The organism is Cycloclasticus zancles 78-ME (assembly GCF_000442595.1).
GTDB classification, from domain to species: Bacteria; Pseudomonadota; Gammaproteobacteria; order Methylococcales; family Cycloclasticaceae; genus Cycloclasticus; species Cycloclasticus pugetii.
In genome coordinates, this window is sequence record NC_021917.1 from 665572 (window position 1) to 680666 (window position 15095).

At 42.4% G+C, this 15095-nt stretch carries 11 protein-coding genes; 9 read left to right on the plus strand and 2 right to left on the minus strand.

Annotated elements, in window-relative coordinates:
- Window positions 1-70 precede the first annotated feature (70 nt).
- Complete coding sequence (locus tag CYCME_RS03290) at window positions 71-481, plus strand: BphX family protein (RefSeq protein ID WP_016390589.1); 411 nt, start codon at window positions 71-73, stop codon at window positions 479-481.
- Between the two features lie 89 nt (window positions 482-570).
- On the plus strand, window positions 571-2964 hold the full coding sequence (locus CYCME_RS03295) for a heavy metal translocating P-type ATPase (protein ID WP_223253221.1): 2394 nt from the start codon (window positions 571-573) through the stop codon (window positions 2962-2964).
- Here the strand turns inward: CYCME_RS03295 and CYCME_RS03300 are convergent.
- Complete coding sequence (locus tag CYCME_RS03300; RefSeq protein ID WP_223253222.1) at window positions 2961-4742, minus strand: EAL domain-containing protein; 1782 nt, start codon at window positions 4740-4742, stop codon at window positions 2961-2963. The genes CYCME_RS03295 and CYCME_RS03300 overlap by 4 nt on opposite strands.
- Window positions 4743-5018: 276 nt before the next feature.
- Here CYCME_RS03300 and glnE point away from each other — a divergent pair, with 276 nt between their 5' ends.
- From glnE to CYCME_RS03335, 7 genes are all read left to right on the plus strand, one after another.
- Window positions 5019-7874 (plus strand): bifunctional [glutamate--ammonia ligase]-adenylyl-L-tyrosine phosphorylase/[glutamate--ammonia-ligase] adenylyltransferase, encoded by a 2856-nt coding sequence (gene glnE, locus CYCME_RS03305; RefSeq protein ID WP_020932144.1) that lies wholly within the window; start codon window positions 5019-5021, stop codon window positions 7872-7874.
- Between the two features lie 42 nt (window positions 7875-7916).
- Entirely contained in the window at window positions 7917-8837 is a 921-nt protein-coding gene (locus CYCME_RS03310) for a branched-chain amino acid transaminase (RefSeq protein ID WP_020932145.1), read from the plus strand.
- A gap of 56 nt (window positions 8838-8893) precedes the next feature.
- Window positions 8894-9886: a lipopolysaccharide heptosyltransferase II gene (waaF, locus tag CYCME_RS03315; protein WP_051184132.1), complete on the plus strand. Its 993-nt coding sequence runs from the start codon at window positions 8894-8896 to the stop codon at window positions 9884-9886.
- Window positions 9867-10883, plus strand: a complete 1017-nt coding sequence (gene waaC / locus CYCME_RS03320; RefSeq protein ID WP_041932883.1) for a lipopolysaccharide heptosyltransferase I — start codon at window positions 9867-9869, stop codon at window positions 10881-10883. The genes waaF and waaC overlap by 20 nt, the downstream gene beginning before the upstream one ends.
- Window positions 10880-12322 (plus strand): lipopolysaccharide kinase InaA family protein, encoded by a 1443-nt coding sequence (locus tag CYCME_RS03325; protein ID WP_020932148.1) that lies wholly within the window; start codon window positions 10880-10882, stop codon window positions 12320-12322. Before waaC ends, CYCME_RS03325 begins: the two co-directional genes overlap by 4 nt.
- A gap of 100 nt (window positions 12323-12422) precedes the next feature.
- Window positions 12423-12758, plus strand: coding sequence for a hypothetical protein (locus CYCME_RS03330; RefSeq protein ID WP_041932884.1), 336 nt, complete (start codon window positions 12423-12425; stop codon window positions 12756-12758).
- A complete protein-coding gene (locus CYCME_RS03335; protein WP_020932150.1) occupies window positions 12755-13897 on the plus strand; it encodes a glycosyltransferase in 1143 nt (380 codons plus the stop codon). The genes CYCME_RS03330 and CYCME_RS03335 overlap by 4 nt, the downstream gene beginning before the upstream one ends.
- Before the next feature lie 8 nt (window positions 13898-13905).
- Here CYCME_RS03335 and CYCME_RS03340 read toward each other — a convergent pair whose 3' ends face one another.
- A complete protein-coding gene (locus tag CYCME_RS03340) occupies window positions 13906-14961 on the minus strand; it encodes a CgeB family protein (RefSeq protein ID WP_020932151.1) in 1056 nt (351 codons plus the stop codon).
- Window positions 14962-15095: the final 134 nt, after the last annotated feature.

A 15095-nucleotide genomic window follows, 5' to 3' on the forward strand; every position in this document is an offset into this window, starting at 1 on the left:
GATTATTGTTAAGTAAATGCTAGTGTATTCGTGCTTTAAAAAATTAATCAAAATCTAGGAGAGCAATCTGATGAAAGGCTTAAAAGTTTGGATGGTCGGTGTTGGTATTTTTTATATATTAAACTTGGTGTTATTGTGGCCAAGCCTTTGGGGGCCGCAAGTACCATTGATGTATCCAGGTGTTGAGCTATATCAAGATGAGGTTATATTTCAATTGTTGCTAGATGCTTGGTTGATTGTAGGGCTTGGTTTAGCAGCAATAGGCGTGGTGTTGATTGCTGGCGCACGAAACCCAATGCGCTACTATCCTGCGCTGATTCCTGTGGTGTTTATCACAGAAACGATCTTTGGTATTTGGGATATCTACAGTGCGATGAACCATGAGGATGTTGTTGTGGCACTGATTACGCTGGTTATTCATGTCATTATTATCGCAACAGGGCTTGTGGTCTGGAAGAACGCTAAAGCCTTAGAGGTGTGAATATAGTTTATCAATAATCTTGATCAGTTTTTTTATGAGGAGTTGCTAACATGCATGATTGTTGTCATGAAGCTCAACAGGAGAAGGGAATGAGCCATAAAGACCCTGTATGTGGCATGGATGTTTCTAAAGATACTCAGTATCAGACGGAATATAAGGGCCAATGGTATGGGTTTTGTTGTGAAGGCTGCCTGATAAAATTTAACAAAGATCAAGACATGTACCTGTCGGGTCAGCCGCGGCCTGAAGCTGAGATTGTTCCGGGGGCAAAATATATCTGTCCAATGTGTCCGGGTGTTGAAAGTGATAGCCCAGGTATTTGCCCAAAATGTGGTATGGCATTGGAGCCGGAGGCCTTTGTGCCTCCATCTAAAAAGACCGAGTATATTTGCCCTATGCATCCGGAGGTGGTGGAAGAGTCACCGGGTTCATGCCCGGTTTGCGGTATGGCTTTGGAAGCGCGAACGGTGGTTTTGGAAGAGGAAAACCCAGAATTAGATGATATGAGTCGACGGTTTACCTTTAGTCTTATATTTACAGTGCCGTTATTTATTATAGCCATGTCAGAAATGGTGGTAGGGGATTTGTTTTTATCATTTTTATCGGCCAAAACATGGCAATGGATTCAGCTACTACTGGCATCCCCGGTTGTATTATGGGCGGGCTGGCCGTTTTTTGAACGCGCCGTACAGTCGATAAAAACATGGAACCTTAATATGTTCACCTTGATCGGCTTGGGTGTAACCGTCGCTTGGCTGTATAGCCTCGTGGCGGTGTTCTTCCCTAATGCCTTTCCGGACTCAATGTTCAATGCACAGGGTGTTGTTGCTGTCTATTTTGAAGCGGCTGCAGTGATTATTACCTTGGTATTGTTGGGTCAAGTGTTGGAATTAAAAGCACGCGGTCAAACCAACAAAGCAATTCATTTGTTGGTGGGGCTATCACCTAATACAGCGCGACGGGTGAATGGGCATGGCGATGAAGAGGAAATTTTATTAGAAGATGTTGTTGTCGGTGATGTGCTGCGTGTTCGCCCAGGCGATAAAGTGCCTGTGGACGGTGTTTTACTCGATGGCGGTAGCTCAATAGATGAGTCGATGGTCACCGGTGAGCCTGTGCCGGTGGAGAAAACAGCAGGAGACTCAGTTATTGCCGGTACAGTTAATGGCACTGGCAGCTTTACCTTAACGGCGCAGCACGTGGGCAATGAGACGTTGTTGTCACAAATCATTCATATGGTTAGCGAGGCACAGCGTAGTCGTGCGCCGATTCAGCGTGTGGCGGATGTTGTAGCGTCGTGGTTCGTCCCGATTGTTGTTAGTATTTCTGTGGTGACTTTTTTTGCCTGGTATGCCTTGGCATCCGAATATGCGCTAAGTTTGGCTGTTGTTAATGCCGTTGCGGTGTTAATTATTGCCTGTCCGTGTGCCCTAGGTTTAGCGACACCGATGTCGATTATGGTGGGTATGGGACGTGGTGCGAACATGGGCGTGTTAATCAAAAATGCTGAAATGTTAGAGTTGATGGAAAAGGTGGATACCTTGGTGGTTGATAAAACCGGCACATTAACAGAAGGGAAGCCCAGTGTAACGGGTATCAAAACACTAGGGAAGATGACGACTGATGAGGCGCTCTTATTGGCGGCAAGCCTTGAAAAAGTCAGTGAACATCCACTGGCGGAGGCGGTTGTGAATGCAGCGCAAGAGTTAACTCTGCTTGAGGTGGTTGATTTTAATGCTACTACTGGAAAAGGAGTGTCTGGTGAGATTAATCAGCAGTCTGTATTGTTAGGGAATAAACGTTTTCTCGATGATAACGGGATCGATACGGGTGATTTTAATAGCTTGTCGTTATCTGATAACAGTGCAGGAGAAACTTTATTGTATATGGCGGTAAATGATCAGGCCTGTGCAGTGTTTTTATTAAAGGATGAAATAAAGCCTTCAACACATGAGGCGATAGATCAACTGCACCAAGCTGGTGTAAAAGTCGTGATGTTAACGGGTGACCAGCAGGGGTCAGCTGAGCAGGTAGCCAATCAGTTGGGGATTGATGAATTTAAAGCGGGTGTTTTACCGGCAGAAAAAGCGGATGTTATTAAAAGTCTTCAAGCTGATGGCCATGTGGTAGCGATGGCTGGGGATGGTGTTAACGATGCCCCCGCGCTGGCGCAAGCAAATGTAGGTATTGCAATGGGCAACGGTTCGGATATTGCTATTGAAAGCACTGGAGTTGTACTAGTTAAGGGTGACCTGAGAGGTATCGTCCGCGCGCGTAAATTGAGTAAAGCAACGATGAAAAATATCAGGCAAAACCTTGTGTTTGCTTTTCTTTACAATAGCTTAGGTGTGCCGGTTGCAGCAGGCGTGTTGTACCCTTTCTTAGGGATTTTATTGTCGCCGATGATTGCCGCCGCAGCGATGAGTTTAAGCTCTGTATCAGTGATTGCCAATGCGCTGCGGTTAAAAATGGTAAGGCTTTAAGTTAGGTGATCAAGCAGTTCATCTAGGGGTGCGGGTTTAGCTATGTGGTAGCCTTGAGCATAATCTACCCCGAGTTGCCTAAGCAGCTGAAAAATTTCTTCATTTTCAACGAACTCAGCAATTGTACTCATGCCCATAACATGACCAATTTCATTGATGGAGCGGGTCATCGCTAAATCAATGGGGTCGGACTCAATATGACGAATAAAGCTACCGTCTATTTTTAAATGATTAACGGGTAATTGCTTAAGGTAAGAGAAGGATGACATGCCCGTACCAAAGTCGTCTAATGAGAAAGAGCAGCCCAACTCGTGCATATTGTGTATGAACTCAAATGCCAACGATAAGTTTTGAATGGCCGATGACTCGGTTATTTCAAAGCATATTTTTTTACAATCAATAGCATATTGTTTGAGGTATCGAGTGACATAATGGGAAAGATCCTCGTCTGACAACGATAGGCCTGATAGGTTAATGCTGCATAATTTTGTTTTCGCTAACACATCAGGGTGCTCAGACAGCCATGCCAATGTGTTTTTAATGACCCAATGATCAATTCGGTGTATCAGCCCGTAACGTTCAGCTGGTGGTAAGAAAGCGCCGGGGCTGATGAGTCTTTCATTATCTTTTATTCTGAGTAGGACTTCGTAATGTAAAGATTGGTTACTACCAGGGTTGGTTGGGGCTATTCTTTGTTGATAGAGAATGAATTGGTCGGTGTCGAGCGCAGTGTTTAGCTTGTTAAGCCATTGCATTTGGTGTTGAGGTATGCCCGGCTGTTGCTGAACATTTGAGATATCCATTTCTATAATACAGTTTCTACCCTCTTCTTTTGCTTTATAGCAAGCAGCATCAGCGACTGTTAGTGGGTCACTTTCAGATTGTAATCCGGAAGAAAAGTGTGCAATGCCCATACTGGCGCCGATATCAAACGTTTTATGATCACAGGTGAAACGAAACTTTTGTATGGTGGATAAGACGTCGTTAGCCACTTTAAGTGCAGCCTCTTTCGGGCACGCTTCCAATAAAATGGCAAACTCGTCGCCACCAAGTCTTGCTAAGGTATCTCGTCCTCGGACTAAAGGCGAAAGAATGGAGGAGAGTTGCCTGAGTAATTGATCGCCACCTTGGTGTCCACAGGTGTCATTAACTATTTTAAATTGATCGAGGTCTATAAAGATCAGACTATGTCTAATATTGGCTTCTTGAGTTGCAGATAGGCAGTTTGATAAGCGGCGGCTAAATTCACCACGGTTTAATAAGCCGGTTAATGAGTCATGAGAGGCTTGATGCTTTAATTGGTTGGTTAAATGATAGGCCGTTGTAATGTCGTTAATAGTAAAGACAAGCCCTAAACGTTCGGCATTTTTGTTGGTTATAAAAGTGCGAGACCACTCAATCGTAGATTTGTTGCCATCTTCGTGCTCAATAAAAGCAACTTGTTGTTTTGCTTCCAACGTTTCTTTATTGATATTAACCAACTCAATGGGCAACGATTCATTGGTTTTTAATATTAAAACCTCATCAATAGCTTGGTGGGTACAGTCTTTTTGTTGAGTGTTTAATAACTTATGGGCAGCGGGGTTGCTATAGTGAATGATGCCGTTGAGGTCGGTAACGATAACGCCTTCATGCACTGACTCCATCGTTGCTTGAAAGAAATCTCTTCCGATGCCCAGTTTTTCTTTAATCTTTGAAGTTGTTTGAGGCTCTACGATTGAGGAAGAGTTAGCAGAAGACGTTTGTTCATTTATTAAGAAACCCTTTTGGTTAAACATATCATCTTTCATTGGTTTAGTTATGTTTAAGGCGCCGTAACGTAGCAGTAGAGTTTTGAGTGGTTTTTTTTAGCAACCTGTACTGCTAAATCGATGATCATATGGGTAACCTTATAAATAACAATGTTCATTATATAGATGATTGATTTTATTGAGTTTTGATTTAATACCCCGTTATAGACTAGGGTGTAAAGAAGTACAATGATTTTAGACTAAATTTATAGAAAGGATATGATATTAGACTATGACAGAGATATTTACGATTAAAGTAACTTTATGACAATATTAGACAGTAGTGAATTATTGGCTCAATTGCCTAGCGAATTGCATGCAGATATAACTCATATGGTCAGTGAGCTGCCGGATTTATTTGATCAACGTAGGCTTGCAGAAATGGATGCTCATTTAGCTGGCCGAGTTCTGGCGAGTAGTTCGTTTATTCAACGCCAAGCAGTACGCTTTCCTGAGATAAGCGAGAAGCTATTGCAAGGGGTGGACCCAATTAACTGGTGTGTTGATAGCCTATTTGAAGAGTTAACGGGCAGGGTCGATGGAGTTACTGATGAAGCGACTATGATGCGCCTGCTTCGCCAGTTTCGCAATCAATACATGTTACAGATTGCTTGGCTTGATCTCGCTGGCGCTGAGGTCGATTCAATTTTGCAGTATTTGTCTGCATTGGCTGATGCGTTGATCCGATGTGCAGTGGAATGGGCGTATTCGATGGCTTGTGCACGCTCGGGTATTCCCCGTGATGAGCAAGGCAAAGAGCAGCAGTTAATAGTGATTGGTATGGGGAAACTGGGCGCGAAGGAGCTTAACTTTTCCTCGGATATAGACCTTATATTTTGTTACCCATCAAGGGGTGAAACCGATGGTACACGGTCTACAAGTAATGAAGAGTTCTTTACTAAAATGTGCAGAATGGTTATTCGCTTGCTAGACAAGGTTACAGTGGATGGTTTTGTCTTTCGCGTAGATACCCGGTTACGCCCTTTTGGTGAAAGTGGGGCATTAGTGCTAAACCACGATGCCATGGAAATTTATTACCAAAGCCATGCGCGAGAGTGGGAGCGTTATGCGATGGTGAAGGCACGGCTGATAACCGGAAGTAAAGAAGGTAAGGCTGAACTTACGACGATGATAAAGGCCTTTGTTTTTCGCCGTTATTTAGATTATGGCGTGTTCGACTCTATTCGCGTGATGAAGCGACAGATTGAAGCGCAGTTACAAAAAAAGGGTGTTGAGCATAATGTTAAATTAGGGCCGGGTGGTATTCGGGAAATTGAATTTATTGGCCAGGCGTTCCAGCTGATTCGAGGTGGTCGGGATAAAGCGTTGCAAGCGCGTGGTATTTTGAAAGTGTTAGGCTTATTGGCTGATAGGAATCAAATTTCACCATTAGCAGCGCAAGAACTTAGCGAAGATTATCGCTACTTACGTCGTTTAGAAAATCATATTCAAGAGATAGATGATCGGCAAACACATGATTTACCCACCGATACTAAAAACCAGCTGCGGCTAGTACTTTCAATGGGCTTTTCAAGCTGGCTTGAGCTGCTTGAAAAAACACAACAAACGATGAAGCGAGTACATCAATATTTTGACAGGCTGGTCGATTTTGATGAGCCTACCGAACAAACTGATAATACCGACTGGTTAGACTTAACTGAGGAGGGGCTGGATAGCTTTTTAGCCGCCAAAGGTGGCTCAGTGAGTGAGGAAACGCGAAAAGGCATTATCCATTTTTGCCACAGTTATCCGGTTAGACAATTACAGGAGAAAGGTCGGCAATATATCGTTCGGTTATTGCCCATGTTGTTAGAGCGTTTACTCATAGTGGAGCCAGAAGAAAAAACAGTGCTTATTTTTTTGGCTATGCTTGAAAAGATTTGTAACCGTGTTGCGTACTTAGTTCTTTTGGTTGAAAGCCCAAGCGTCTTTAATCAGTTAACTCGGTTGGCGATATTGAGCCCTTGGATTGTAACGCAGGTGACAAGATCGCCCATTCTATTGGATGAATTGATTGATCCTCATAGTTTATATCAGGTGCCGTCAAAAGATGAGCTTCAAGCTGATTTAGATAATGCCTTATTATCTATAGACTCGGACGATATTGAAGCTCAGATGGAAGCATTAAGGTTGTTTAAGCAAACCAGTGTTTTACATGTTGCCGCCTCAGATTTAACAGGTACTTTGCCGGTAATGGTGGTGAGCGATAAACTGACGGAGATAGCAGAGGTCATTGTTGAAAAAGTGGTGACATTGAGTTGGAAATCGATCTGTGCACAATATGGAACGCCCGCGAATGCAAGTGCGCAGTCGGTGAGTGGTTTTGCGGTGATTGGCTTTGGAAAAATGGGGGGTATTGAGCTGGGCTTTGGGTCAGATCTTGATGTGGTTTTTTTGCATAAAGAGGCTCAAATAGATGAGATGACAGTGGGTGATCGTGCGATTTCATTGGGTGAGTTCTATATGCGCTTGGGGCGAAAAATTATTACTTACATGGTAACGCGTACTTTTTCTGGTTTATTGTATGAAATGGATTTACGACTGCGGCCGAATGGAAATTCTGGTCTGTTAGTTAGCAGTGAGTCATCATTTGAGCAATATCAGCGAAAAAACGCATGGGCGTGGGAACATCAGGCTCTAGTACGTGCGCGATTTGTTGCTGGATGTTCTGACGTAGCTGAGCGATTTAACAAGATTCGAAGTGAGGTGTTAGGGCTTCGACGAGATATAACAACCTTGAGAAATGAGGTGGTTGAAATGCGAGAAAAAATGCGTTCAACGTTACTGACTAAAAAGCAGGGCTTTTTTGATCTTAAACATGGTGTTGGAGGTATTGTCGATATTGAGTTTATTGTACAATTCGGTGTATTGGCTAATGCTAATGAACATGACAGTCTATTAACGTATACAGACAATATTCGTCTGTTACATGAATTGAACAAGATTGGTTTCTTATCGACGTTACAACAGCAGAATCTTGATGGGGCATACAAAGCCTATCGAGAAGCCTCGCATCATGCTTCATTAGCAGAACAGCCAACAATGGTACCAGTTGATGTGGTTGAAGAGCAGGTTCGGCAGGTGGCGTTAGTTTGGGATGAAATAATGATAAATAACTAAACGAATTGTCGTTTAGTTTCACAAATAAATTAGGAGTTAACTATGGGAATGGATGACAAAGATGGCGTCATCTGGATGGACGGTGAATGGGTAGATTGGCGCGACGCCAAAGTCCACGTGCTTACGCATACTCTGCATTATGGTATGGGTGTGTTTGAAGGCACACGTGCCTATGAAACAAATGAAGGCACCGCTATTTTCAGATTGCAGGATCATACTGACCGTTTGTTCCGCTCGGCTCATATTTTAAATATGCAAATTCCGTTTGATAAAGCTACGCTAAACCAGGTGCAGCGCGAGGCAGTGGCTAAAAATAAGTTAAAGTCTGCTTATTTGCGTCCGATGTGTTTTTACGGTTCTGAAGGAATGGGTATACGTGCCGATAGCCTGAAAGTTCACGTCATGGTTGCGGCATGGGAATGGGGTAAATACCTTGTTGAAGACGGTATAGAAAAAGGTATTCGCATTCGTACATCTTCTTATATCAGAAACCATGTGAATAGTGTGATGTGCAAAGCTAAAGCAAATGGAAACTATATGAACTCTATTTTGGCGCTGCAAGAAGCTATTTCATGCGGTTACGATGAAGCGATGTTGCTCGATCACGAAGGCTATGTGGCAGAAGGCAGCGGTGAAAACATCTTTCTTGTACGCAATGGTAAGTTAATTACGCCCGACCTAACCTCTGCATTAGAAGGGATTACGCGCGAAACCATTTTCCAACTGGCTGAAGAGTGTAACTTAGAAGTCGTTGAAAAAAGAATCACACGTGATGAGGTTTATGTCGCCGATGAAGCGTTTTTTACCGGAACAGCCGCCGAAGTAACCCCTATTCGTGAAGTGGATGATCGAACCATTGGCAATGGGGGTCGTGGCCCAATTACCGAACGCTTACAAACAATGTATTTTGATGCCGTCCAAGGTCGCTCCGCTCAGCATAGTGACTGGCTAACTTACGTATAATAGGCTTGAGTAACCCTTATCGCATACTAATCGTAGGCCCTTCGTGGGTCGGCGATATGGTGATGGCACAAAGTTTATTTATAGCACTTAAAGAGCAATATCAACATTGCTCAATAGATGTGCTGGCACCGCAATGGTCATTAGCGTTGATGGAGCGGATGCCTGAAGTACGTAAAGCGATAGTTATGCCATTGGGGCATGGACAGTTTAATTTCAAGGGCCGCAAAAATTTGGGTGTATCGCTACGTGATGAAAATTATGACGAAGCGATTGTATTGCCAAACTCATGGAAATCGGCCTTAGTTCCTTATTTTGCCAATATACCTAAGCGTACTGGTTTTTGGGGTGAGATGCGTTGGGGCTTACTGAATAATACACGGAAACTTAATAAAGTTTTTTTGACTAAAACAGTGCAACGTTTTGTGGCCTTGGCTACCGAACCGTGTGCTATTTTGCCCGTTATCCCACAGCCACGTTTATTAGTTGATCCAGCGAGTGTTGCTAAAACAACTGAAACGTTTTTATTGCCCACCAAGGCAGGGAAAATACTTGGGCTTTGCCCAGGGGCAGAATATGGCCCGGCAAAACGTTGGCCTGAAACGCATTATGCTGAGGTGGCAAAAAAAGCTATAGAAAATGGCTGGCAAGTGTATCTATTCGGTTCGGCAAAAGACGAAGCAGTGGCAACAAGCATTAATGAGTTAAGTGGCGGGGGTTGCCGTGATTTTGCTGGAAAAACAAGCCTAACAGAAGCGTTAGACCTGATGTCACTTTGTGATGCGGTCGTCAGCAATGATTCTGGCTTAATGCATGTTGCCGCCGCTCTTAATATTAAAATCATTGCGCTTTATGGTTCATCCGATCCAAATTTTACCCCACCTTTGCACCCAGAGGCAGATGTTATTAGTTTGAACTTAGCTTGCTCGCCCTGCTTTAAGCGAGAGTGCCCACTGGGGCATTTAGATTGCCTAACCAAAATATCAGCTGATCGGGTGACCACTTTATTGGGTATTTCCTCATTGATGACAGATGAAAGTATTAGTCGTTAAGACCTCATCGTTGGGCGATGTTATTCATACATTGCCCGCCTTAAGCGATGCAACAAAAGCTATTCCAGGTATTTCATTTGATTGGGTGGTCGAAGACTCGTTTCAAGACATTCCTCGTTTACACCCGAGTGTTGACCGCGTTCTTCCAGTCTCAATACGTCGTTGGCGCAACAACCTATGGGCATCTCGTGCGGAAATTCGCGCCAGTATTAAAGCTATTCAACAGCAGCATTATGATTTGGTGATTGATGCGCAGGGATTAATTAAAAGCGCTGTGTTAAGTCGGTTTGCTAAAGGCAAGCGCTACGGTTTAGCAAAAAGCAGTTGCCGAGAACCATTGGCTGCCCTTGCTTATCAGCAAGCTATAGAGGTAAAAAAAGGTCAACACGCCATTACACGAGTTAGACAGTTATTTGCCAAAAGTCTGGCTTATGCTGAACCAACAGACCCGCCTGACTATGGTCTAGGGAAGGAACGACTCCCTTCTTCTAAAAAACTAATAAAGCCTTATCTGGTGTTTCTTCATGGTACGACGTGGGCGAGTAAACACTGGCCTATTGAATATTGGCAGGGACTGATTAAGTTGGCTGAAAAGCAAGGTTTTACAATCTATTTACCTTGGGGGAATGAGCATGAAAAGCAACGTGCTGAAGACATGGCCGCTACATCAAGTGCTGTACAGGTGTTGACTCGTTCATCAATTAAAGAGTTAGCTTCAGTGTTAATACATGCCAATGGCGTGGTGGGTGTGGACAGCGGATTGGCTCACTTAACAGCGGCCTGTGGTATACCGGCTGTTACTATTTATGGTTCAACGAGTGCCGCATTAACGGGCAGTATGGGGGCAAGAAATATAAGCTTACAAGCTGATTTCAGTTGTTCACCCTGCTTAAAAAAAGCCTGTGAATATAAGCATCCAGCTGAGGTGGTGCCGGCTTGTTACCAAACCTTACCAGCGGAACTGGTTTGGCAAAAATTACAGGATCTAATGCTATGAATACAAACACGTTAATCACCGTGAGTGCGCTTGATGCGTGGGCAAAAAAACCTGATGAAGCATTTGAGCTAACAAGTAAGCATGGGGTGTTGCAACTAGATACATGTTTAAGACACTTGCCGACTAGGCGTTTAACCTGTCGAGCGATGTGGCAGGGAAAACCTGTGATAGCGAAGCTTTTCTATGGGCCTGGTTTTAATGCAAAGTTAATGAAGGAAGCGCTAACACTACAGGCTTTGAAAAAGTCGTCCATTAGCGCACCTGAGGTGCTTTATAGTGAGAAACAAGCTGACTATGGGTTGTTGATTATTCAATATATTGAGGACGCTGAAACATTATCATCTTTTTTTTGGAGGCAGCCTGAGCCAGTAGAGTTTGAAGCTAGGTTACTGGCAATCACCGAGCTAATGTTGGCCTGTCAGCAAGCAGGGTTTGAAATAAAAGATGCTCATTTAGATAACTTCTTATACCGTCAAGGTGAAGTGTACCTGATTGATGCAGGTGATATCAGTAAAAAAAACGATCCTCTCAGTCAGCCAATAGCCGTTAAAAATTTGGCGTTACTGTATGCTCAGCTACCGGTTACGTTGGATCAGCAGGCATTTCAGCTGTTAACAAGGGTGTTGAAAAACTTACCGCAATGGCAAAACCTGAATGAAGGCTCTTGGCAGCAAGCATTGATCGAGCAGCGACGTTGGCGGCAAAAAAAGTTTATTAATAAAAAGGTATTTCGTTCCTGTACGGACTATATCAGCGAACATAATACGTTACGATTTTTAATGGCTAAAAGAAATATTTATTCTAAGGACATGGCCTTAGCACTGGCTGATTTAGACGGCTTAATCGATAACGGCCAGCTGTTGAAAGACGGCGGTACAGCCACCGTTGCTCGAGTGGATATTGCCGGTCAAGCCTATGTATTAAAACGCTATAACATTAAAAAACCGATACACAGCCTGATCAGAGGTTTGAAATGGTCAAGAGCAGCGGTATCATGGAGAAATGGGCTTTTATTAGAAATGCTAGGTATACCGACCGCGCAATCATACGTGATGATTGAGCAACGTTGCGGGCCGCTAAGGCGACGTTCTTATTTATTATCAGAATATATTGACGCGCCTCAGGCGTGGGAGATCTATGACAGTGATCTATATGATGATGAGAGTAAAAAGCACTGGGCAAGAAAAATAGTGAACTTGTTTTTACTATTAAAACGCAGTCAGATTAGTCATGGCGATTTAAAAGCACAAAATATTTTATGTCCTGAAGATGGACCTTTATTTATTGACTTAGATGGCTTGAATGCAGAACAATCGCCTGCCAATTTTTGGCGACAATTTAAGAAAGATATCGCACGATTTCAAATTAGCTGGCCAGACCAGTGGAAGGTAAACCCTTATTTTTCAGATCTTACTGACAAATTGCTGGCGGACGACTAAAGGCGTTATAAAAAGCATGGCTATAAAATTATAAGAGAACGGTTTTATGCAGGACGATTCATTAAATAGATGAGAAGCAGGTGGATTCCAGCGCTTTTTATTGAACAATATTCCTTATGCGTTACTGGCATTTATTTTCTTTATGTATGCAGCGCCAACCTCTAAATTAGCTAATATTGGGTTTTATCTATTGGTTTTATTGGCCGCCCCTTCGTTAATAAAAGATCAAGCGTTTGGTCGTTATATCTGCCCCTTTGCCATTATCATTATTACTTGGTTACTGTTAATGGGATTTGGCTTATTAACGGGAGTTGTTGACTTGCTTTTTGATGGTAGAGGGTTAAAAACAAACCCGAACAGCTTGTGGTTTATTTTTTGGTTGCCTTTGGCACAAGTATACTGGCAGCCTAAATCTAGCAGAATATTATATGTATGAAATTCAGAAAAGTTCAGACTAACTCCAAAAACAGTAGTTTAAGTGAAATGAAAATACTTCAAATATCACATGGGTATAACGCACCATTTTTAGGTGTGAGCAAGCAATATGAGTCAATGTTAAATAAAACTAATGAAGTTGTTACGTTGTACTTGACAGGTAATGAATCGGGTGAGGTAAAGCAAACGACAAAAGCATCTAAAGTGATATTTTGGGGGTGTGATTCAAAACAATTAAAAGGGATGAAGTTGGGACTGATAGTTAAGCTTTATAAACTTATAAAACATGAGAAGTTTGACCTTGTTATTTGCCATCGGTATAAGGCCATTTATTTAGCAACAATGGTGTGCTTGTTAGGTTTAAAGTTTAAACGGGTGGGGGTTATACATGCTTTTGGCGCATTTAAAAGTTTGGGTCGGAGGTTGCTTCTTTCCCTAGTTGCTAAGCGTTTAATAATACTAGGTGTTTCTAATGCTGTTAGAGATGATATTAGGGACTCAATGCCTTTGCTTCCAAGGAATAAAGTGCAAACGCTATATAACGCGATAGATGTAGCCGCGGTTGCATCTAAGCAATTGGATAAGGAAAAAGCACGAGCCTTTTTAGGCTTAAATGACCAAGCATTTATAATTGGTAATGTTGGGCGGTTACACCCAGATAAAGACCAAGCGACGTTGATACGTGCGTTTAGCGAATTTCATAAACAGTACGCCAATAGCCAGCTCGTTATTCTCGGTACTGGTCGCTTAGAGCAACAATTAAAAGATTTAGCTCGGGAACTAGGGGTTGAGCAGCAAGCATTATTCTTAGGTCAAGTACCAGATGCGGTTAACTATTATAAAGCTTTCGACTTGTTTGCCTTATCATCCGATAAGGAGCCTTTTGGCTTGGTTTTATTAGAAGCAATGGTTGCTAAAGTCCCTGTCGTTGCGAGTGACTGCGGTGGGGCAAGCGAAGTGGTTTCTGATGCGGGTTATTTGTTTGAGTTTGCGGATTCAGCTGCTTTGACTAAGTTATTTATTAGGGTTATAGCGCGAGTTGATGGCAGTATCGTAGTGGAAAAAGGCTTTAGTCGTGTACATAAGAATTTTTCTATTGAGGCTGTGGCTAAGAGCTTTAATCGTTTGATATCAGTTTAGTCCTTTTGTTAAAGGAGCGGTAGAAGTTCTGCTACACGCTTATCCCAGCTAAACTTTTCATGAAATAGCTGTAGGCCGTTACGCGCTATTTTCTCTCTTTTGTCGGAGTTTTTAATATAGTAATCAACTTTGTCAACCATTTCTTCTGATGACTTGAATGCTTCAATATGTTGGCCAATTGTAAATAGATCGGCTAACTCGTCACAGTAGTCGGTTAATAGAAATGCACCTGCTGCTAGTGTTTCAAATATTCTTAGGTTTAACCCAGTTTCAACGCCATAAAAACCTGATCGGGTTATATTTAGGATGATTTTACTTTGGTGAAGGTGTTGGTGGAGCTCCTTGCCCCATAAGTTTTGTTCAATAATTTTCTTTTGCAACTGTGAGGAAATAACTGACCAGTTTTTTCCCCAGCGGCTCCCATAAATAACGGTGTTATGTTTAGTGAGTTTTTCAAGCAGAAATATTCGTCTTAAGTCTGCACTGCCAATAAAAAAGACATCGTGTTCTTTTTGCTTGTTTGTTGGCGGCGGGATGTCTTTTGAACCAAAAGGGAAGTAATAAGCTTCAGTTTTATTTAGCTTGTTGCTGAAGTTTGCCATTACAGATGAAAAAGAGAATACACGGTCATAGATGGGGAACTCTTGGTTGATAAAATACAGTAACTCTCTTCTTCTGGAAAATAGGTTGCAGCTGTCTGTATCGTATAAATATAAGGAAAACCCCTGTTTTTCTTTTAGATGAATAATGTATTCGATATCAATAAAACGGTATAAAAAGCCGACTACAAAAACAATGTTAGCTTGGCTGGCTTCAATCGCTTGTGCGAAAATTTGAGAGGGTATTTTTGGCGTATAGTAAAACTCTTGGGAAAATAAAGATTTCTGAATGATCTTATTGATAGCCTGCCTTGGCTTGTAAAACTTTTTTTTCTTAAGTTGAGCGCAATCAATGTAGTCGCAATGTATGCCAGCAGATATAATGGACTCTGATATGTCTTTAGCCAGAGAGACGCCGCTAATTCCATCAAGAATTAAAATTTTTTTATGATGTTTTTTTTTCATTATTGAACAGGGTTAGGTGGAATAAGTTTTTAAGATTGTTGATGATAGGCCTAGATGCCGAAATTATTTTGTAGTCGCTTACAAAGAATTAGTCCTAATGTTTGTTGTAATCCCCCCCCCATAAGTAACCGAAG